21 protein-coding genes are annotated in these 19,290 nt (G+C 49.1%); 9 read left to right on the forward strand and 12 right to left on the reverse strand.

The window, feature by feature from the left end; genetic code table 11:
- Positions 1–3: 3 nt before the first annotated feature.
- Positions 4–450 carry a hypothetical protein gene (locus BLQ88_RS30080; protein ID WP_090156729.1) on the reverse strand — a complete coding sequence of 149 codons (447 nt, stop codon included), beginning with the start codon at positions 448–450 and terminating at the stop codon, positions 4–6.
- A 138-nt stretch (positions 451–588) separates the two neighbouring features.
- Here BLQ88_RS30080 and BLQ88_RS30085 point away from each other — a divergent pair, with 138 nt between their 5' ends.
- From BLQ88_RS30085 to BLQ88_RS30095, 3 genes are all read left to right on the forward strand, one after another.
- Entirely contained in the window at positions 589–780 is a 192-nt protein-coding gene (locus tag BLQ88_RS30085) for a cold-shock protein (protein WP_019942599.1), read from the forward strand.
- 66 nt (positions 781–846) lie between these two features.
- Complete coding sequence (locus BLQ88_RS30090) at positions 847–1,773, forward strand: lysophospholipid acyltransferase family protein (protein ID WP_090156730.1); 927 nt, start codon at positions 847–849, stop codon at positions 1,771–1,773.
- Positions 1,774–2,252: 479 nt separating this feature from the next.
- The gene (locus tag BLQ88_RS30095) at positions 2,253–2,978 is read left to right on the forward strand and encodes a hypothetical protein (protein WP_090156731.1); all 726 of its coding nucleotides are present in this window, start codon (positions 2,253–2,255) and stop codon (positions 2,976–2,978) included.
- 85 nt (positions 2,979–3,063) lie between these two features.
- Here BLQ88_RS30095 and BLQ88_RS30100 read toward each other — a convergent pair whose 3' ends face one another.
- Both BLQ88_RS30100 and BLQ88_RS37275 read right to left on the reverse strand, forming a co-directional pair.
- Positions 3,064–4,245, reverse strand: a complete 1,182-nt coding sequence (locus BLQ88_RS30100; protein WP_310590160.1) for an alpha-galactosidase — start codon at positions 4,243–4,245, stop codon at positions 3,064–3,066.
- Positions 4,246–4,518, reverse strand: coding sequence for a hypothetical protein (locus tag BLQ88_RS37275; RefSeq protein ID WP_229212929.1), 273 nt, complete (start codon positions 4,516–4,518; stop codon positions 4,246–4,248).
- Between the two features lie 175 nt (positions 4,519–4,693).
- Between BLQ88_RS37275 and gnd the strand changes: the two genes are divergently transcribed.
- The 5 genes from gnd (at position 4,694) to BLQ88_RS30120 (ending at position 9,530) form a co-directional block, all read left to right on the forward strand.
- Positions 4,694–6,106, forward strand: a complete 1,413-nt coding sequence (gene gnd / locus BLQ88_RS30105; RefSeq protein WP_090156732.1) for an NADP-dependent phosphogluconate dehydrogenase — start codon at positions 4,694–4,696, stop codon at positions 6,104–6,106.
- 12 nt (positions 6,107–6,118) lie between these two features.
- Positions 6,119–7,624 carry a glucose-6-phosphate dehydrogenase gene (gene zwf / locus BLQ88_RS30110; protein ID WP_090156733.1) on the forward strand — a complete coding sequence of 502 codons (1,506 nt, stop codon included), beginning with the start codon at positions 6,119–6,121 and terminating at the stop codon, positions 7,622–7,624.
- A gap of 3 nt (positions 7,625–7,627) precedes the next feature.
- A complete protein-coding gene (gene pgl / locus BLQ88_RS30115; RefSeq protein WP_090156734.1) occupies positions 7,628–8,347 on the forward strand; it encodes a 6-phosphogluconolactonase in 720 nt (239 codons plus the stop codon).
- 166 nt (positions 8,348–8,513) lie between these two features.
- A complete protein-coding gene (locus tag BLQ88_RS36920) occupies positions 8,514–8,690 on the forward strand; it encodes a hypothetical protein (protein WP_176885159.1) in 177 nt (58 codons plus the stop codon).
- A gap of 6 nt (positions 8,691–8,696) precedes the next feature.
- On the forward strand, positions 8,697–9,530 hold the full coding sequence (locus BLQ88_RS30120) for an SPFH domain-containing protein (protein WP_090156735.1): 834 nt from the start codon (positions 8,697–8,699) through the stop codon (positions 9,528–9,530).
- An 83-nt stretch (positions 9,531–9,613) separates the two neighbouring features.
- Here the strand turns inward: BLQ88_RS30120 and BLQ88_RS30125 are convergent, their stop codons facing one another.
- The 9 genes from BLQ88_RS30125 to BLQ88_RS30165 form a co-directional block, all read right to left on the reverse strand.
- Positions 9,614–10,288, reverse strand: coding sequence for a GIN domain-containing protein (locus BLQ88_RS30125; protein WP_143016965.1), 675 nt, complete (start codon positions 10,286–10,288; stop codon positions 9,614–9,616).
- Between the two features lie 3 nt (positions 10,289–10,291).
- Positions 10,292–10,672, reverse strand: a complete 381-nt coding sequence (locus BLQ88_RS30130) for a GntR family transcriptional regulator (RefSeq protein WP_090156737.1) — start codon at positions 10,670–10,672, stop codon at positions 10,292–10,294.
- An 11-nt stretch (positions 10,673–10,683) separates the two neighbouring features.
- Positions 10,684–11,496, reverse strand: coding sequence for a hypothetical protein (locus BLQ88_RS30135; RefSeq protein WP_090156738.1), 813 nt, complete (start codon positions 11,494–11,496; stop codon positions 10,684–10,686).
- 103 nt (positions 11,497–11,599) lie between these two features.
- A complete protein-coding gene (locus tag BLQ88_RS30140) occupies positions 11,600–12,433 on the reverse strand; it encodes an ABC transporter ATP-binding protein (protein WP_090156739.1) in 834 nt (277 codons plus the stop codon).
- Between the two features lie 119 nt (positions 12,434–12,552).
- Positions 12,553–13,152 carry a nucleotidyltransferase family protein gene (locus BLQ88_RS30145; protein WP_090156740.1) on the reverse strand — a complete coding sequence of 200 codons (600 nt, stop codon included), beginning with the start codon at positions 13,150–13,152 and terminating at the stop codon, positions 12,553–12,555.
- A gap of 6 nt (positions 13,153–13,158) precedes the next feature.
- The gene (locus BLQ88_RS30150) at positions 13,159–14,355 is read right to left on the reverse strand and encodes an XdhC family protein (protein ID WP_090156741.1); all 1,197 of its coding nucleotides are present in this window, start codon (positions 14,353–14,355) and stop codon (positions 13,159–13,161) included.
- Positions 14,321–15,499, reverse strand: coding sequence for a cysteine desulfurase family protein (locus tag BLQ88_RS30155; protein WP_090156742.1), 1,179 nt, complete (start codon positions 15,497–15,499; stop codon positions 14,321–14,323). Before BLQ88_RS30155 ends, BLQ88_RS30150 begins: the two co-directional genes overlap by 35 nt.
- A 164-nt stretch (positions 15,500–15,663) precedes the next feature.
- The gene (locus tag BLQ88_RS30160; protein ID WP_090156743.1) at positions 15,664–16,599 is read right to left on the reverse strand and encodes a proton-conducting transporter transmembrane domain-containing protein; all 936 of its coding nucleotides are present in this window, start codon (positions 16,597–16,599) and stop codon (positions 15,664–15,666) included.
- An 86-nt stretch (positions 16,600–16,685) separates the two neighbouring features.
- Positions 16,686–18,206 (reverse strand): putative inorganic carbon transporter subunit DabA, encoded by a 1,521-nt coding sequence (locus tag BLQ88_RS30165; RefSeq protein ID WP_090156744.1) that lies wholly within the window; start codon positions 18,204–18,206, stop codon positions 16,686–16,688.
- A 304-nt stretch (positions 18,207–18,510) separates the two neighbouring features.
- On the opposite strand from BLQ88_RS30165, the gene BLQ88_RS30170 reads away from it, so the two are divergent.
- Positions 18,511–19,146, forward strand: coding sequence for a peroxiredoxin (locus tag BLQ88_RS30170; protein ID WP_090156745.1), 636 nt, complete (start codon positions 18,511–18,513; stop codon positions 19,144–19,146).
- The last annotated feature ends 144 nt before the right edge of the window (positions 19,147–19,290 follow it).

Genomic DNA, 19,290 nt, shown 5'->3' on the forward strand with positions numbered 1-19,290 from the left:
ATCTCAACAGTAGATAACCAATGCGTGTGGAGGTATTGTTAAGCGGATCGCCTTCCCGTTTCTCACTTCAATATTTAATTCTGCCGGGCTCAGATCGGAGGCAAACAAGCACTTCATCGAGCTGTCAATAGAATGCATCACATCATCGACTGTGACGTATACAACAGCGTAGTTTTCCTGGTTCAGGTTTGTAGCACATAGTATTTCATGGTCGTCCGAGATGCGCGACCAAGCGATTACCTCCTTATCGCCGACTTCGTCATCCGGATAGCTGAAAAAGGTTCCATTCCGGGATGTCGACCGGAGAAAAAAGGCTCCGGATAGTAACGTAGGATATTTTCGAATTAAGCCTTCAAGTCGCTCTATATGAGACGGGCGCAAATTTTCTAGACAGTGCTCACGGACACCCCAAAAGTCAGGATTTAAATGGATGTCGAGCAGGTTTTGCATCACAGAAGTCAAGTTTAGCAGGATGTTCCTTGAAGGTAATTGTTTTTGACGGAATAAAATATTATTCTAAATACTTCCAATAAAATTTTTATTGTCAAAATTTTATTTTACATTTGGTATATATTTTAAAATAAAGTTATGAATAGAGGGACTGTTAAGTTTTTTAATGATACCAAAGGGTTTGGTTTCATTGCTCCGGAAAATGGCGGAGACGACATTTTTGTACACACCACAGGTCTTAATGATGATATCCGTGAGAATGACAGTGTGTCTTATGAAGTTGAAGAAGGTAGAAAAGGCCTGAACGCAGTTAATGTAACCATTATCTAGCCTGTCAAACCATATAAAGCAACAGAATCCTCCGAGTTTGGAGGATTTTTTGTTTTAGACCAACAAATGGAATCCAATACCCAGGAACACCCGAGATCGTTATGGCGGATTATAGCGGTCCGATTAACAGATCTGCCAGCAACGCTTTTAAGTAATGCGCTGCTTTGCCTGACGACACTCCTGTCAATTTTACTATCCTTATTGCTTCGGTTTGTACTGCAATACCGGAAAATAGTGATCCGGAAAAACCTGACAAGTTCTTTCCCCACCAAATCCGTCGAGGAGATCCGTGGGCTAACAAGCGCATATTACCGCCATATGAGCGACCTATTGCTCGAACCTTTTTTGTTTTACCTGGCGCCTGAAGGACTGAGAAATCGCCTGGCTAAGTACAATAATCCGGAAGTTCTGGAATTACTCCACGCAGACCAGCGACCAGTAATAGTCTTCGCGTCGCACTACGGGAACTGGGAATATCTGATTAATCTTCCGCAAGTAACGGACTATCCGGTCTACACAGCGTACTCGCCGATCAAAAATGGTTTGCTCGACAGGATGATGATTAGGTTGCGTTCGTTCCTTGGAGTCAAACTTATTCCGAAGAAGGGATTTTACAGGCAAGCGTTGTCGCTTTTGCACGAAAATGGTATCCCTAACTTACTGGTGGTCATCGCAGATCAGCGGCCTGCGCCTGGCAGCGACAAATTTCGTATTTCATTCCTGGACCAGGAGACTGCAGTTCAAACTGGAGGAGAACGGATGGCGGCTTTATCGCAGGCGGCGGTCGTGTACGTTGAATCTCAAAAAAGGTCTCGTTTTAGTTACGAGTTCACTTTTCGGCTGATGGAGCACCTTGACCGGTCAACGCCACTGAGCATTACAAAATCCTACTATCATTTTCTGGAAAAGAGCATCAGCCGCGCGCCATCTTATTGGCTATGGTCACATAACCGCTGGAAAATGCCGGCGGCGGGTGCAATCCACTCGACTTAGACACATATCATAATTGCTAATCTCTTACCGCGATTGTACCTGGCTAATCGTTGAGGTAACACAACAATTAATTTTCGCAAGCGAGTACAGACTTTTTACGATCAATAATGATGTGGAGCATTATCGGATACTCGCACGAATCGTTAACTTTGGAAGCCAGGCTAAACTTGGTTGAAAGCACCATACGTGCATATTTTGATCAAAATCAGGTCGGACATTGGTCGAACATTTCTTGTCTAAGAATAATCAAGCAAACTTAAAGAAACTCAATTAGACTCCATAAGATGTCTACTTTTTACGCACAAAAGCACCAGTTAATAGCTGGTGCTTTTGTGTTTTCAGCACTTCTAGCTCTGATTCAGGCTGCCCGAGCAGTAGTTTTCTCCCGAATACATGTTTAATGTAACCGTAAATTAATTAGATTCAATGCGTTAGTATATTTTCATTAATTTGCGTACACACCATTCAAGCACTATAAAATGAAACATTATTCCTTGCTTCGCCTGATGGCGCTCTCGGCTGTTTTGATCACTTCGCTGGCATTTTCCTGCCAGGACCACCACATTCCTGACCCGGTAACAAACTGTGACCGCGTGAATGGTACGCTTCGGGCGGTCGATTGCGAATTTGAATTTGTAAAAGCGGAGTTTTCCGAGCTCAGAAATAGTAACGGGGATACTTTGCGATACGGCACGGTGACGCCGGGCGGCGACCCGACGATCGTGCTGCCGGAGGTAGACCGGGGAAGGTGGATTCGAAGTTATATAAGCATGTTCTATTTTCTTTCCATGGAGGTGCAGGTCACGATCAGGCGGATCGCGCCAGCTCCTGCCAACACAACGGATTATGTGCTACGGCAGGATTTTACGGCGAATTCGAACAACGACGAGTTCCCTACAACAGCTATCTGGTACCTGGAACCCGATGAAGATTTGAAGCCGGTGAAAATCAACATTCCGGTGGGTGGGACTTATACTTACCATACCGTTTATAACTTTGTGGGGACTGCCGGTTTTTCCGGGGACGATATCGATTACCGCATGACGGGCGACTATTACCTGTTGGTGCAGAATGTAGAAACTTCAAAATTACTGAAACAGGCACCGTACAACTACGATTTGTATCGGGACAGGGCCGAGGCTAAGCTAATGTTCCGTACGAAGATCATCCCCGGCATTTGCGTTTTCTGTAAACAGGGAAGTTGAGACTTGATTGGCAACCTGATAAAATGAAATAGCTATCCGTAGGGTAGCTATTTCATTTTCATGCTCAATCGCGGCCGTCAAATGCTCAATCAACCTTTTCAATGCCTAAAACCCGTGCGTCGAATTGTTTTTCCATCCGAATTTCGATGCCTTTTTCCCTTAATTCCTTACCGCTGAAAATGCCGATCACTTTACCGTCTTCCGGCGAAAATAGACGGTAGCTGCTGTCGGGCTCGCCAAAAGGAAATGCAAATGTCCGTTCGCTTTCCACGGAGTCATTCCTGAAAAAGAACAGCACGCCGCCCTGCTTTTCCTTGTTGAACTTGTAAACGCCATCCCAGTTGCTCATAGTCGGCCGTTGGAAAATGTCGGAAACGTAGGAGAAGCGGGTGAACTGGTATTTCTTGTCCATCATTTTAAACCAGGTATTCCATTTCAGATACCACGGTTTCAGGTCTGCCGGAAGTTTACGGCTGTCGCCGACGAGGATCGGTTTGACGGACGCCAGCGAAAGGAATGTGTACTTGGAATAAGGCGAATCCATAAACTGGTTGCCGATCAGGTTAGTGGCTGTCGGGATGGCGCGGCTGCGGTCGAAAGCCATTTGACGGATGTTGATGGGGCCTACGGGAGCGTCGTCGTCGTAGTTGGCCATGGTGAGGTCCAGCTTAATGTATGCCAGGTCGTTCTCACGAACATGCTTTTTGATTTTTGCCAAAATATAATCGTAGTATCCCGATGCCAGCGACATGGTAACCCGACCTTTCATTTCCTCGTGCAAATACGCGGGCTCGCCGTTTTTGTCATATATAGCCCATTCTGGATGTTCTTTATAAAGCTTACTGTTCTTGTCCACTGATGCAAGCCCCATCCAGAGCCCTGCTTTCATGCCTCGCTTGCGGATGTGGTCGGTAATGGGCTTCAAGCCGTTTGGAAACCGGGTGTGGTGCGGTTCCCAGTCGCCATAATTGTTTTCCCAACCGGCGTCCATGATGAACAGGTCGGTACCGGTGCCTTCGAGGCCGTCGGCAAGTTGGGTGACGAGCGTGTCGTTGATATTCGTATAAAAAGGCCGCCAGGTGTTGTAGAACCTGAACGGTATCTCTTTCCGCTCGAAAAGTTTCACGCCCAGGCGCGTACGTATGAAGTCGGCGAAGTGGCCTTCGAAAGCATCCTCCCACTTTTGAGATTGAATCAGGCAGATGAAGGTCTTGGGACTATCAAACTTTTCCTGCGGTTCAATCCACTTTTTAAACGCTTTACATATTTAAATAATCCATTCGCGCCGTTGGCACTCACCGGTCGCACCGTTAGCACTCACCGGTTTGCCGTTAATCGTAAAATAAAGCTCCTCCGACCCAGGGCGACTGTAATCTTTGTTCGTCAGAAGATGCTGGAAGCGCGATGTGTGAAAAGAATTCTCACCGACGGTGAATTTTCTTTCCAGGAAGCGGTTTTTAATGACAAGCGAGTCTTGCGAAAATGCATTGCAGGAGACAAGGATCGCCAGCAGGGCGACCCGGAGAAATTTGTAGTACATAGTAATGTGTATAGTAAATTGTAACTATTGAACTAACTATGAAATGACCATAGTAAGTGTGAATTTAATAAAATAACCAGAAGAAGTTAAATTTTAAACAGAATGTCAACAAAGATGTAAGCTGGTCTTTGAAAAACCCTGATATTGCAGCTTCTTAATTCAAGACGTTTAATATATGTCACAGAACTTATTCGATTTTGGAATGATCGGACTGGGCGTAATGGGGCGAAACCTGTTACTGAACATGGCCGATCATGGTTTCTCTGTTATCGGTTTTGATAAGGACGAAACCAAAAATTCTGCATTGGAATCCAGTGCCACCCCGGGCACCACTGTTAAGGGCGTTTCGGAACTTGCCCAGATGATCCAGCTGTTGCAACGCCCCCGCAAGGTAATGATGCTCGTGCCTGCCGGTCAGCCGGTCGACGATGTCATCGCATCCCTGTTACCTCTTCTTGAAAAAGGCGACGTAATTATTGACGGAGGAAACTCCCATTATACAGATACACTCCGCCGTGTGAAATACCTCCACGAAAAGGAAATCCATTTCATGGGAATAGGTGTTTCGGGTGGTGAAAAAGGCGCACGTACCGGGCCAAGCATTATGCCCGGCGGCGATAAGGAGGCCTACGCACACGTACAACCGGTGCTGGAAGGCATTGCGGCGAAAGTGAACGGCGAACCTTGCGTGGCTTACCTCGGCAAGGAAGGTGCCGGCCATTATGTCAAAATGGTGCATAACGGTATCGAATATGCGATCATGCAGCTCATCAGCGAATCGTACGCGATCCTGAAAAAAGCAGGTTTGAGCAACCAGCAGCTCCACGAAGTGTTCAAAAGCTGGAACGAAGGCGACCTGCAATCGTTCCTGGTGGAAATTACCGCCGATATTTTCCTGCAAAAAGACGATAAGACCGACGCTCACCTCGTGGATGTGATTTCCGATAAAGCTGGTTCGAAAGGAACCGGTAAATGGACGTCACAGGATTCGATGGAACTGCCCGTGGCCGTTCCCGTAATCGATACCGCGGTAGCAATGCGTACGCTTTCGGGCTATAAGGATGAGCGAGTGGTAGCTGCGGAACTTTACGGAGCCAGCAATGCGATTTCAGAGGAAACCCAGGTGCTGATCCAGCAGGTGCACGATGCATTGTACTTTGCCACTATTCTGGCTTATGCACAAGGCCTTGCAATGTTGTTCCAGGCGTCGAAAGACCTGCAAATGGAGATCCCGCTCACAGACGTAGTAAGCGTGTGGAGAGGCGGTTGCATTATCCGCTCGTCGCTGCTTTCAGTATTTACTGATGCATACAAGCAAACCCCGGAATTGTCCAATATTCTGTTGAACCAAGAGGTAGCTGCATTGGTTAAGTCTGTGGAAGGTAACACGCGTTCACTGATCGCTTTTGCCGCCCAGTCGGGCATTCCGGCCGCTGCGTTGATGTCGTCACTGGCTTACTTCGACGCCTACAAAACAGCGTACATGCCGACCAACCTGATCCAGGCGCAGCGCGATTACTTCGGGGCGCATACGTACCAACGTACCGATATCCCAGGTACTTTCCATACAGAATGGGGTCAACAATAAATCAGAAATTTTATGCAAACCAATAAACGTCCCCCTGCCTCGGTACTCTTTATTTTCGGAGGAAGCGGTGACCTCAACTACCGGAAGCTCACACCCGCTCTATATAACCTGTTTCTGGACAACTGGATGCCCGATCAGTTTGCGATCGCAGGTATCGGCCGGAGTGCTTATTCCAATGAAAAATACCATGAGCATTTGCTCGATGGCGTGACGAAATTCTCACGTCGCAAGGGTAAGCAGAATGGCCACTGGACGGAGTTTACGCAGCACGTTTCGTACCTGCAAATGGACGGCGACGACGCGGAAGCTTACCACAAGATCACCGATCTTGTAAAAGAAAAAGAAGAAGAATGGGGTGTTCATCCCAATGTTATATTCTACCTCGCGGTAGCGCCTCAGCTCGTGCCTTCGATCGCTCAGAAACTGGGTGCATTGAAGATCTGCGGAGAGAAAAGCACAACCCGCATTGTAGTTGAAAAACCTTTCGGTCATGACCTGGAAAGCGCGCACGAACTGAATTTGTTGCTTTCAAGCATGTTTGCCGAAGAGCAGATTTTCCGTATCGACCACTACCTGGGCAAAGAAACTGTTCAGAACATCCTCGCATTGCGTTTTGCGAATGCATTGTTCGAGCCGCTCTGGAACCGTAACTACATCGATCACATTCAGATCACAGCTGCGGAAGCGGTAGGTCTGGAAGGTCGCGGAGGCTATTTCGAGCACGCGGGTGCATTGCGCGACATGGTGCAGAACCATATCCTGCAAATCCTGTGTATGATCGCGATGGAGCCGCCGGTATCGTTCGATGCGAATGAGATCCGTAATAAAAAGGTAGATGTGCTGAATGCGATCCGCCGTATCGGTAAAGAACAGGTACATGATTTCGCCGTTCGCGGCCAATATTCGGGTGGCTGGAAAAAAGGAGAGAAAGTAGTCGGTTACCGTCAGGAAGAAGGCGTGAACCCGCAGTCGAATATCGATACTTTCGCGGCTGTGAAGTTTTACATTGACAACTGGCGCTGGCAGGGTGTACCGTTCTATGTAAGAACCGGTAAATACCTGAACCAGAAAGCGACCCACATTACATTGCATTTCAAACAGGCGCCGCATTATGCATTCCCGCCTGAGTCCGCTGAAACTTGGAGGTCTAACCGTCTGACGATCAGCATTCAGCCCAATATGGACATCAGCATCCGTTTCCAGGCGAAACGCCCGGGACAGACAATGATGCTCGATCCGGTGGATATGACTTTCGATTACGACGCAGCAGGCGAGCACGCACCCGAGGCGTACGAAACATTGCTCCTGGACGTAATGGAAGGCGATGCGACGCTGTTCATGCGTAACGATCAGGTGGATGCCGCGTGGAGAGTGATCATGCCGATCCTCGAAGCATGGGAAAACCGCCCGCCGCAAGACTTCCCGAACTACGCGCCGGATTCATGGGGCCCCGATGCTGCCGATGCGCTCATCGCCCGCGACGGTCATACCTGGCTCAACCTGCCTCCAACCCCGTAAGCTATGGAGTTGCATATCGAGAAGGATACCAAAGCATTAAGCGCCAGCCTTGCTGAATGGATTAACCATTACATTCAGCAAGTGCTTGCAAAACAGGACCGTTTCACTTTTGTATTGTCGGGTGGAGGTACGCCGAAAGCATTGTACGCATTGCTGGCCGAATCGCCTTACAAAGAGTCGATTCCCTGGGAGAAGCTTCATTTTTTCTGGGGAGACGAAAGAGCGGTGCCTTTCGAGGACTCGCGGAATAATGCCAAAATGTGCTATGATGAATTGCTGGATAAAGTGCCCGTAAAGGCCGAAAACATCCACATCATGCGCACGGACATTACGCCCGTGGAATCTGCTGCGGAATACGAGAAGATACTGAAAACTTATTTCGAAGGCTCCGAAACGACTTTCGATTTCGTATTGCTAGGCATGGGAGACGACGGTCATACATTGTCGCTTTTCCCGGGAACGGAAGTGATCCACGAGCAAAATGCGCTCGCTACGTCGTTCTTCCTGCAAGCCCAGGACATGTATCGCATTACGCTCACGGCCCCGGTTGTGAATAATGCAGCCTGCGTAGCCTTCCTGGCGGCAGGAGCGGGTAAAGCAGAGGTTTTGAAACAGGTTTTGAAAGGAGAGAGGAATGTAGATCGCTATCCGTCGCAAATCATACAGCCTGTAAAAGGGCAATTGCATTGGTTTGTGGACGAGGCTGCGGCTGCGCTGCTTTAAGAAATATTATTATTCCAAATGCTGCGAAGCGCGCCGATCCGTCGGCGTGCTTCGTGCTGTTTATGGGGTTTTTGAAGCGTTCAACAATCCGCTGCACCATTAGATAAAATCTAACGGCCGCTCATCTGCCCGCGTATTAATTTTACGCAAAACAAACCTCACTCACATGGTACACATTCTGAAAATCGCGGCGGTTATCATCGTGGTAACCTACGCCCTCCGGCTTGTCAATGCACAGTCCGACTGGCTCGTTTTTGCCGGCCTGGCAGTTATCGGGTCGTCTTTTTACTTCCTGTATACTGTCCTTGGCCAAATTGTAAACCAATTGAAATCTAAACTGTAATCGAATATGAAGCGTAACATTATTATTGGAGTTCTGACACTTATTGTATTGATCATAGGGTTGGCCATACAACCCTTTTCGTTCGAAAACATCGACGCCGGTAATGTGGGTATCCGCATTAACCTGTACGGAAGCGATAAGGGCGTTGACAATATTACGATGGTCACCGGACGGGTGTGGTACAATGCGTGGACAACGAAGATCATCGAATTTCCTACCTACACGCAAAGTGTGGATTATGACTCATTTGTGATCACCACCAAAGACGCCGCCGAGTTCAAGGTAGACCCGAAATTAAACTACCACATTAACCCTGAGAAAGTGCCGCAGATTTACCGCCAATACAGACGACCGTTAGGTGAAATCCAGCAAGGTTTCATGAAAAACACAATCTACGATGCATACCGCATTGTGGCCAACTCATTCACATCCGACAGTGTAATGTCCAACCGCGAAGTGTTCGAAGACCGCGTGCAAAATGTGCTTACAAAAACCCTGGGCAAGGACGGCTTTATTTACGACCAGCTCACGTCTGCCATCACTCCGCCGCCATCGCTGCGCCAGATGATCGACGAAAAAAACACGTCCATCCAGGCACGTCTGAAAGCTGAAAACCAGGCAAAACAAGCCGAAGCCGAAGCAAAAGTAATTATCGCCCGGGCGGAAGGCCAGGCCAAAGCTACATTGATCAAAGCCCGGGCCGAGGCGGAAGCCAACCAGTTGCGCCAGAAGACATTAACCCCGTTACTCATTCAGCAGGAATGGGTAGCTAAATGGAACGGCGTGCTACCGACCACGAATGCCGGCGGGAGCACGAGTCTGATGCTGGGGGTGAAATAACGCAACTTAGCAGCAGAGAAGTCCCGGAGCGAACAATCTAATGAAGCGTAACACTTCGATTAAAGTTCGATCTGGGACTTTCTTTATTTGAGTTTCTGAATCAGGCTTCCGGGAACATTCAGATGGGCTGTGCTATCAATGGAAGTATTCAAATGCTTGAAAATATCCTTATCGCTCTGGAAAGAGCTGCTATCGGCGACGGTTATATCGGCATTCAGCGGAGCGTTCGATCCGTGGAAGCGCATGTATCCGTTATTTTTGATGCTAGCCTTGATTTCTGGAATTTCTGAACGCATAACCAGCATACCATCTCCATTCTGCTGAATATCGAGGTGAGGTGTTTTTGCCCTCATAATCCTCGTTCTGATTTGGTCGGAATATATACCTGCTAATTGGGGAGTAAACACATAAATGGAGGGACGCGATTCATAGTCGGCACCGATAACCATATTGTTGCGTTTCCAATCCTCTTTGTAGAAGATGGTCAAGGTATCGTTGGCAACTTTCCAGTCAAGATATTTTGGATCGATAAACAGTTTCAGCTCCGGGGCCTTGTCTGTGCGAATTTCCGTGAGCCCGAAACCAGAGCCGTGGAGTTTTACATATTTGAAGGGCTTCAACGGATGGCTTGAAAAGCCCACATAAGGGTCGCTCTTATCGATTTTTTGAAAATCGCTTTTAAGTACCCAGTTGATACCCAGAGTAAATGCTATAAACAGCGACATTGTTGAAAGGAAAAGGGTATGGCTGGTTTTCACGGTCTATTTGGTTAAAGGGTACATTTCTTCTACAAACCTCTCATACCTCGTGTGCAACTCATTTATATCGATGCCGAGGAGATAGATATTCTTGAAAAATTCCGGCAGTTCGGTCGCCAGGAAGCGTTCCTTTTTGTAGTCAAGGATTTTTTCCGAGGCTTTCTCGTCGGCAGAATAGCCGATGCCCCTTTTGTTAAAAATAATTTCCTTGCCTTGCAAAAATTCGTAGGTTCTCATGACGGTATTAGGATTGACCTCTATCATAGCAGCAAGGTCCCTGACGGACGGGATACGCTCACCCGGCGGCCATTTGCCCAGCAGGATTTGCTCACAGATATAATCTGCAATTTGAAGGTAAATGGCCTGTTTATCTTTGAATTCCATTGTTTTGAATGTTAAATCTCCCGCTCTTTCAACTGATAAAATGCACAAATCCAGAGGAGTATAACAAGGGCCCCGGCAACGAGCTGTGCCATCAGCAGGAGGTTGTCGGACAGAGGCAGATAGTAGTAAATAGAAGCGAATCGCCATTTTGTGCCACCGTCTTCATTGTAATACCAAAGTTTCCAGCCGCTCAAAGGCAAGGCGGTTACTTTGGTTGGGTTTTCGGTAAATCTGATGGCAATCATTGTGTTGGCAATGCTGACTAAGAATGCAATGCTTATCGCGATGACCGCAGTTTTGATGTATGCGTTTTTTCGGAAAAAAATAGACCCTAAAAACACACAAGCCTGGATGCCAAAGAAGCTGAACGAAGTATAATTGACGATGTCGGCAGTCATAGGATGGTATTTCGAAGCCTGATTAATGATCTTTTCGTTGGCAACTTCAAGTGTGTAAAAATGCAGCCACCAATAAAAGCAAAGCAGCGGTACCAGAAAAGCCAGATTGAAAAGAAGGGAAGTCATAAATTTTTCCGTCGGCGAGGCTGGTACCATCAATGCGGAAATACCTGTCGCCGGAGCAGAATACTGGGCAAGTGTGCCACTGGTAAACAAGCTCCCTCCAAAAAGAAGGATCAGTAGCAAAGCGAAATAATGCAACACCTCCCGAAACCCGCTGAATTCGCGTGACAGGGTTACCGGTACCATCAGGACCGTCATAGCAAAGGCCATTACAGTGGCCATCAACAAATAATTGCGGCCTTTTTCAGCGATTTCGAGCCGGAGCGTCAATGCAAAGCGGTGAATGTTAAAAACCTGGTTCATGGCTAATAGATTGGGGAAGAATGGACGGGAATCAGGGACGGTAGCAGGTAATGCACGAGCAGGCTCATGGCCGCGAGCAGGAAAAGGATGATCAGGCGCATGGTCAGGCGAATATTTTGCTGATACGGCTTGGATTTTCAATCACAGCATTGAACAAGTGCTCCAAATCGACACGGCTTTCTTCCTGTGTGGAATTTTCAAAAACGGCTCTATACCCGCGCAACGACGGTTCGGAATAGATCACGCGCTCGTCTAGTTCGATGCTTGGGAGTTCACCGAAACACAAGCGCTCCGAAATGGTATCGAGGCCGTGCTGGATGAGTATCTTGCTGTCTTCGAGGATGATAATGGCGTCGATGAGGTTGTCGAGATCGCGGACCTGGTGGGTGGAGATCAGGATGAGGCGGTCTTTGTCGAGTGCCGACGATACTAACCTGCGGAACTGGCTTTTAGAAGGAATATCCAGGCCGTTGGTAGGCTCGTCCATGATCAGTACGCGGGTGTTGGTAGCCAATGCGAATGCGATCAACACCTTTTTTTTCTGGCCGTACGACATGCTGGTGAGCTTATTGCCTTCCGGAATGTCGAGCTCGGCAATGTAAGCACGGAAAAGTTGCTCGTCGAACTTTGGATAAAACGGCGCCATGAGGCTCAGGTACTTATCGACCGTTACGGAAGGCAGATAAATTTCCTCGGGCAGGAAGAAAACATCCTGCAAAAACGCCGGTTGCCGTTTGCGGGGTTCGTAACCGGCTACTTCAATTTTCCCTCCGGTGGGGAAAAGCAATCCCGCCATATTCCGCAGCAAGCTCGATTTTCCAGCTCCGTTCTTGCCTAGCAAACCGTAAATATGGCCCGCTTCGAGGTTCAGGTTTAGGTTTTCAAACAATTTTTTACGCTTTCCGTACCCAAAAGAAACCTGGTTGAGGTGGATCATAGTACAATTGTTTTAGTGTATTAGTTAAATAGTACACTGCAAATGTAACTGATGATTTGACATTCGCAACAGTTGGTACGAAAATTAATTTTGGGAAAATATGGAAAGTAAATGGTCGCCTAAATGCCGGAAATCAGCCGCTTATAATCTTCCTGTGTGTCGATATCGATGCTGCCTTGGGGAAATGCGTATGTGGAAACGTCGTCAGCATAGCGTTTGAAAAGCTTTTTTGCGCCTTCGGTACCGGTGAGTTGGAGTAGGGCGGGGAAGTAAGTAGGGGCAAAAAACGCAGGGGTGCCGAGTGAGTCGCTGTATTTCGAGGCGATAATGCCTTTTGACGTGGCTTCAAAAGTGTCGATCAATGCATTGAATACCGCGGCGGAAACATAGGGTTGGTCGCTCACGGCCAGGATAGCGCCTTTGGCATTCGGATGTTGTGCCAGCAATGCGTCAATGCCCGTTTTAATGGAACCCGACATGCCTTCCTGCCATTCTGCATTGTATGCGAGCTTGCACGGAAGGCCTTCAAGTTCCTGTTCAAGTAAATGCGGATTAGAACCGGTTACGATAATGACCTGTTCACCAACAGTTTCCAGCGCAGCTTCCACACAATGCCGGATCAAACTTTTACCCTGAAATTGCAGCAATTGCTTGGGCTCGCCAAGTCGCGAAGAATTGCCTGCGGCGAGTATTACAATGCCGTATTCGTCGCGTACCATAGCCGGTCAGGGGGTAACGGTCTGGACAGCGCAGAGGAAATCCTCCTTCTCGTCGCGGGTGTAGTCCACACGTTGGTTCGAGCGGTTGTGGATCGGTTCCAGTTTTTCACGAAGAGAAAGTCCGGCACGCATGCCCAGCACGGCCTTGATTTCCGCCAGTACCGACAATGCAATTTCCTCAGACGTTTCAGCACCGATATCCAGCCCGACGGGTCCGTACACTTTCGCCTTTTGCTCATTGGTAAGCACCATTCCTCCGTTTTCCAGCTCCGAATACATTCTTTCCAGCTTTTTCTTTGGCCCTAATGCACCCACATACCGGCAGGCATCGATCGCGAGCAACTGTTGAAGCAATGCGAGATCGTAATTGTAGTTATGCGTCATGAGCAAAACAAACGTCCGCTCGTCGACGGTAATGTGCTTCAAAACATCCTCGGCGCGTGATACAAGCACTTTTCTGGCCTTAGGAAACCGCTGGCGGGTAGCGTGGCCCGTTCGGCCGTCGACCACCGTAACGTCCCAACCCAGCACACTCGCCATTTCGGTAAGCGGAATGGTATCGTTTCCCGCACCCGCGATCACAAGGGAGGGCGGGGTATTGAAATATTCGATAAAACCGGTGAGCGACTGGCCCTCGAATGCCTTAAAAAACGAATCGGAGCGCTGGTAGGCGGCCTGGGTTTCGGATAGCAAATGATCGTACATTTCCGGCCCCGTGCAATTGCAGGTCACCTGGTTGTCGGTTTGTAAATGCAGGAAACAGGTTCCCGGCTGCTCGCTTGTGCGGGAATGCAATGAGAATAAGGTCACCAATACCGCATTCTGCCGTTTAGCGGAAACCTTTTTCAGAAGCTCCACCGGATTTTCGGCGTCGTCTGTTTTGATGGGTTCAAAAAGTATATGCACGATACCGTTGCAGCCAAGCTGAACGCCGAGTGTGGTATCGTTTTCGTCGGTGGTATCGTAGGTTACCAGTTTGTTTTTCTGCTGGGAAATAGCCAGTAATGCTTTTCGCAATGCATCGCCTTCGAGGCATCCGCCGCTGATGGCGCCGGTAAGCTGGCCGTCGTCGGTCACGAGCATGCGTGCGCCGGGGCGCCTGTACGAGGAGCCTTCCACATGCACGACCGTCGCGAGCGCCATGCGCTTGCCCGAGACTAATGCCTGCTCATACGACCGGATGATGTCCGTGATCTCTTTCATGGCGATGTTGTTTTACAATCTTTGAAATTACGGAAACCGCGTGGTTTACATGCTCTTCGGTAGAAAACCTGCCGAAACTGAAACGGAACGAGTTATGGATGCGCTCGTCGGAGAAACCCATGGCTTTCAGTACATAACTGGGTTCCAGGGTAGCGGAGGTACACGCGGAACTGCGCGAGAATGCAAGGTCACTGCCCGCTTCGAATATCAGTTTTTCGCCATCCACCTGCCCGAATGAGATATTGGTACAATGCGGCAGCCTGCGCGCGTCCTCGGCATTGATTTCGATGTCTTGCAGCACGAGCAGCTCCACTTCGAATGCATTGCGCAATGCGGCAATGCGCTTGCTTTCACGGGCCATTTCGGCGCCGGCTATTTCGCACGCCCAGCCCAGGCCCACGATACCGGGTACATTCAAGGTGCCGCTGCGCATGTTCCGCTCGTGGCCGCCGCCGTCGATCTGCGCCGTTAATGCCACGGTCGGGTTCTTTTTGCGCACGTACAATGCGCCTACGCCTTTGGGACCGTAAATTTTATGTGCGCTCAATGCCAGCAGGTCTATGCCGTCACTCTGCACATTCACCGGGATCTTACCGACAGCCTGCGTGGCGTCCGACAGAAATGTAATGTGGTGTTTTTTGGCGATTGCAGCTATCTCGCGAACTGGTTGGATTACGCCGGTTTCATTATTGGCATACATTACTGCAATGAGAATCGTATTCGGCGTAATGGCGTTTTCAAGGTCGGCAAGACTGATAAGCCCGCTGGCGTCAACAGGCAGGTAGGTAACGCTGCCGCCGAGGCGTTCGATGTGTTTGCAGGTATCGAGTACCGCCTTGTGCTCGGTGCAGACAGTAACAATGTGTTTCTCCTGTTGTTGCGAACTCTCAAAAACACCTTTAACAGCCAGGTTCACGGCCTCCGTAGCGCCGGATGTGAAGACGATCTCCTGCGGGTGCGCGCCTATGAGGTTGGCAATCTGCTCGCGGGCAATGTCGACAGACTCTTCGGCTTCCCAGCCATAGGAATGCGTGCGGCTCGCGGCATTCCCGAACCTGTCGGAAAAATAGGGGAGCATCTCCTGCAAAACCCTCGGGTCCACAGGAGTAGTCGCGTTATTATCCAAATAGACAGGTAGTTTCAAGGGTCAAGGTTCGTTTTTATCTAAAAAAGCAAAAGGCGCTGGCTTAGTTCAAAATAAACAAAAAACCATCTCATTTTAAACATGAGATGGTTTCCGAAACTTAAACGAACAGGTTAACTATAATTATGAAGATCGGTATTTGGTTTGCTGAGATGGTTAGCGGGTTAACATAAATGGTGTGATGATCTGAGGTATTTCGAGAGGCGCGAATACACGCCCCATTCTTTTGTGTATAGCATGTAAATCGTGTATTTCAGCTTTTTAGGTAGCCTGTCTTCCCACGTCCTGGAATTTGAAATTGTCCGTCCCCCCATTCCCGCAGCTACCAATGGAGGCTGAACGAGTAGCCGGTACGCAGCCAGGAACGCATTCGCTGCGATATGTATGAGTGCGAGGCTCTTGAATCCCGCCGCCACTTCGATAAAAATGAGTCCGGTATGGGCCATCGAAACATAGGCAATGCGCCGCTTTACGGATGACTGCACGCGTGCAAAGCCCGCCGCCAAAGCCGCCGCCGCTACTCCCAGCAATGCAATCATTACACGGACGGAGAACTGATGTTCCCAGAACGGATAAGTCCGCAGCAACAGGAATACGCCCATCTGTGCCGTGAGCGTCGTCAGCAAAATGCCGCTTGCCGTGGTGGAATTTTCCAGCGCCTGGGGCAGCCACGACGAGAGCGGCAGCTGCGACGATTGCATGGAGGCCGTCGCCACCAACAGAAACGAAATCAGCGTCGTATTTTCCCGCCACAGGTGGTGGCTTGCCCACATGGCAAGGAGCAAGCCCACATCACCCAAGCGATATATAAAAAAGGCTTTCGCCGAAATGCCCTGCTTAAACTCGCGGTGAAGGATCATGAGCAGAAATGAAGCAATGCCCATGATCTCCCAGCCGAGCAACAATGTTTTTAAGCCACCTGAAAAAACAACCAAACCGTAACCGGCACAAAAAAGCAACGTGGTACAGACGAAACGGGGCCATTGTTTTTGCCCCCGAAAGGTGCTGCGGCCAATCCCGAAGGCCAGGAGCGTCGTAGCTAACCCGGTTGCGAGGTAGGCCAATGTCAAACCGTCAAAATGGAAATCATTCCAAAACATACACGTACATTCTAAAAAGCTATCGACGACCGGTATCAATCAGCAATGCGGCTTTACCAATCACCAGCCACCGATAGCGGGTATTTTTAATGGACGGGCTCTTCAACGGCCCGCTTGTTGGATTTATAGGCAATCAGTTCCCCGTTTTTAATAATCGATAGTTTTCCCGACACAGGGTCGGCCACTACCAGGTGTACCCATTCGTTCACCAGCCATAACTGGGCTTCACGGAGCCTGCCGATCACTTTCATTACTGTTTCAGGAAACTGCTCCACGATGCATAGCAGGCGCATGGGTTCAAATCCACGAGCCAGTTCCGCGGGTAAGCCTGTACGCAGGTCACCACCGGCATTATCGGTCATGCCAAACAGCCCGACAATCTGATCGGCCAATGCATTTTCGGCATTCACATCTGTTAAGCCGGTTCTTGAAAAGTAGTATTCAAGATTGGCGGCCCCCAGCGATGGTATTACTGTTTCAAGGATTTTTTCCAAAACTTCCCCATCCGGATCAACCGAGAAATCGTAATTGTTCAGAAACGCGCGGTGGCCAGTCGGTAGGTTCCGGATTACCGACGGCCTCCCGGTTATGCAAAGGGAATCCGGCGCGTTTGTGACAGCAGCTTCCGGAATGTACCCGGCAGCCTGATTGGGGGAATTTTGCGGATCGCGGCATAACCCGGCCAATATTCCTTCATAGTAACTCCATTCCACAGCTTCCTGCCAGATCGCGAGTACTTCACTCTTCTCATCTGCGGGAATGGGCGCAAACAGATCGGCGGGGTAATTTGCCAGCCCGGACGCCAGCGGTTGCCAATGACTGCCCAGGCGATCGTCCAGCACATCGATTTCCAGAAGCAGCTCGAAGACGACCAACTCGTGAAAAGTAATGCTGCTGCCGTTGGGCAGCTCATTCCGGCTGTCTTCCAATGTCGCTACCAGCCCCGACCAGCCGCGGTGGGCAAACTGCTGGTCGAAAAGGTATTGTTGGAAAAGCATTTCGTCGCCGACAATGATGGACAGCAAATCGCTGATCGAAGGGCTGGTATGCAAAAGCAGGTTACGCGCCCGGGGCGTATTGAATGCGCTGACAAAACTGTTCGACTCCACTTCGCGCATGGAATCGAGGAAGCCCTGCCCGCGTACCGGGAATTTCCAATCCGAAACGCCGTGGTCGAGATAATTTCCTAAAATCCGGAACAATCTCGGATGAACACGGGCATCCGGGTCGGTTTTATATTGCTTTTGCCAGTTAGCTCTCAACCGGCCTATCCGCGGAGGGGCGTCCGAAGGAAATTTCTTCATCAACACCTTATCCTGCCATTCGAAGGTCTTTGCAATGCCCTTTTTCTCCACCAGCACCTTTTCCAATACTTCGGGTTTCACCCTTTTGGAATTATAAAACGAACGGTATTCTTCCAAAGAAAGCGATGTCTGGTAGCCCAGCATTCCGGACGCCTGCCGCAGCGCGTCGTGAAAGCTCAGGAACCGGAAGGCTTGCAAGGGGTTCCGGTGTGTGAATGTCCGCCCCGGCGATAATGCCGGCAAAAATTGCTTCAATTCATGCAGTACCGCGTATTCGTCGAAAGAGTTGTTCCGGGCTGTCATGTACGAAGCAGGTTGCGTTTTACAAAGTATTTTGCCGACCGGCCGAAGGCGATTACCAATTGCCGGTTTTCGTGTTTCAAAGGAGCCAAACAGCAATTAAAACGCAATTAAACAAGCCTTAAAAAGCGGTTAAAATTGGTTAAAATGAAGATTATCAGTTAGTAATAGTATCGCAGAAAGCGCGGCTTGCCGCTGGATTTATTAATAGCGGAAATGGGCCGTTTAATGAAACTATTTCTTTAATTTTGTGTTCTACTCTACAATGTTAGTAGATTAATGTTTCATTCTTTAAACCTTCACCATTATGTCACTTCGATTAGGAGATATCGCACCGGACTTTGAAGCAAATACCACGCAGGGGCCTATTAAATTCCACGAATGGCTGGGAGATAGCTGGGGATTGTTATTCTCTCACCCCGCTGACTTTACTCCCGTTTGTACAACGGAATTGGGTAAAACTGCCCTTTTGAAAGGTGAGTTTGAGAAACGCAATGTGAAAGTACTCGCCGTGAGCGTCGACGACCTGGATTCACACCAACGCTGGATTCCGGATATCAATGAAGTAAACAATACGGAGGTGAATTTCCCGATCATCGCCGACGAAGGCCGCCAGGTAGCGCAATTGTACGACATGATCCACCCGAACGCGAGCGAAAAAGCAACGGTACGCTCGGTATTCGTGATTGGCCCGGACAAGAAAATTAAACTGACGCTGACTTACCCTGCATCGACAGGCCGTAACTTCAACGAAATTCTCCGCGTGGTGGATTCACTTCAACTGACCGCCAACTATTCCGTAGCCACACCAGCCGACTGGAAAGACGGCGAAGACGTGATCGTGGTGCCCGCAGTAAGCACCGAAGACGCGCAGAAGAAATTTACAAAAGGATTGAATATCGTGAAGCCATATTTGCGCTACACGCCGCAGCCGAATAAGTAAGGTGTTTTTTGACCGCTGACCGCGGACGGCCGACCGCCGATCGCAAAAAATGGGACGTCCCTCATCGTGGCGTCCCATTTCTATTTTGTATGCATTCTAAAATTCCATCAACGAACAAAAACAACCAATCGGCGGTCAGCGGTC

The sequence above is a fragment of the Dyadobacter soli genome (assembly GCF_900101885.1).
Classification (GTDB): Bacteria; Bacteroidota; Bacteroidia; order Cytophagales; family Spirosomataceae; genus Dyadobacter; species Dyadobacter soli.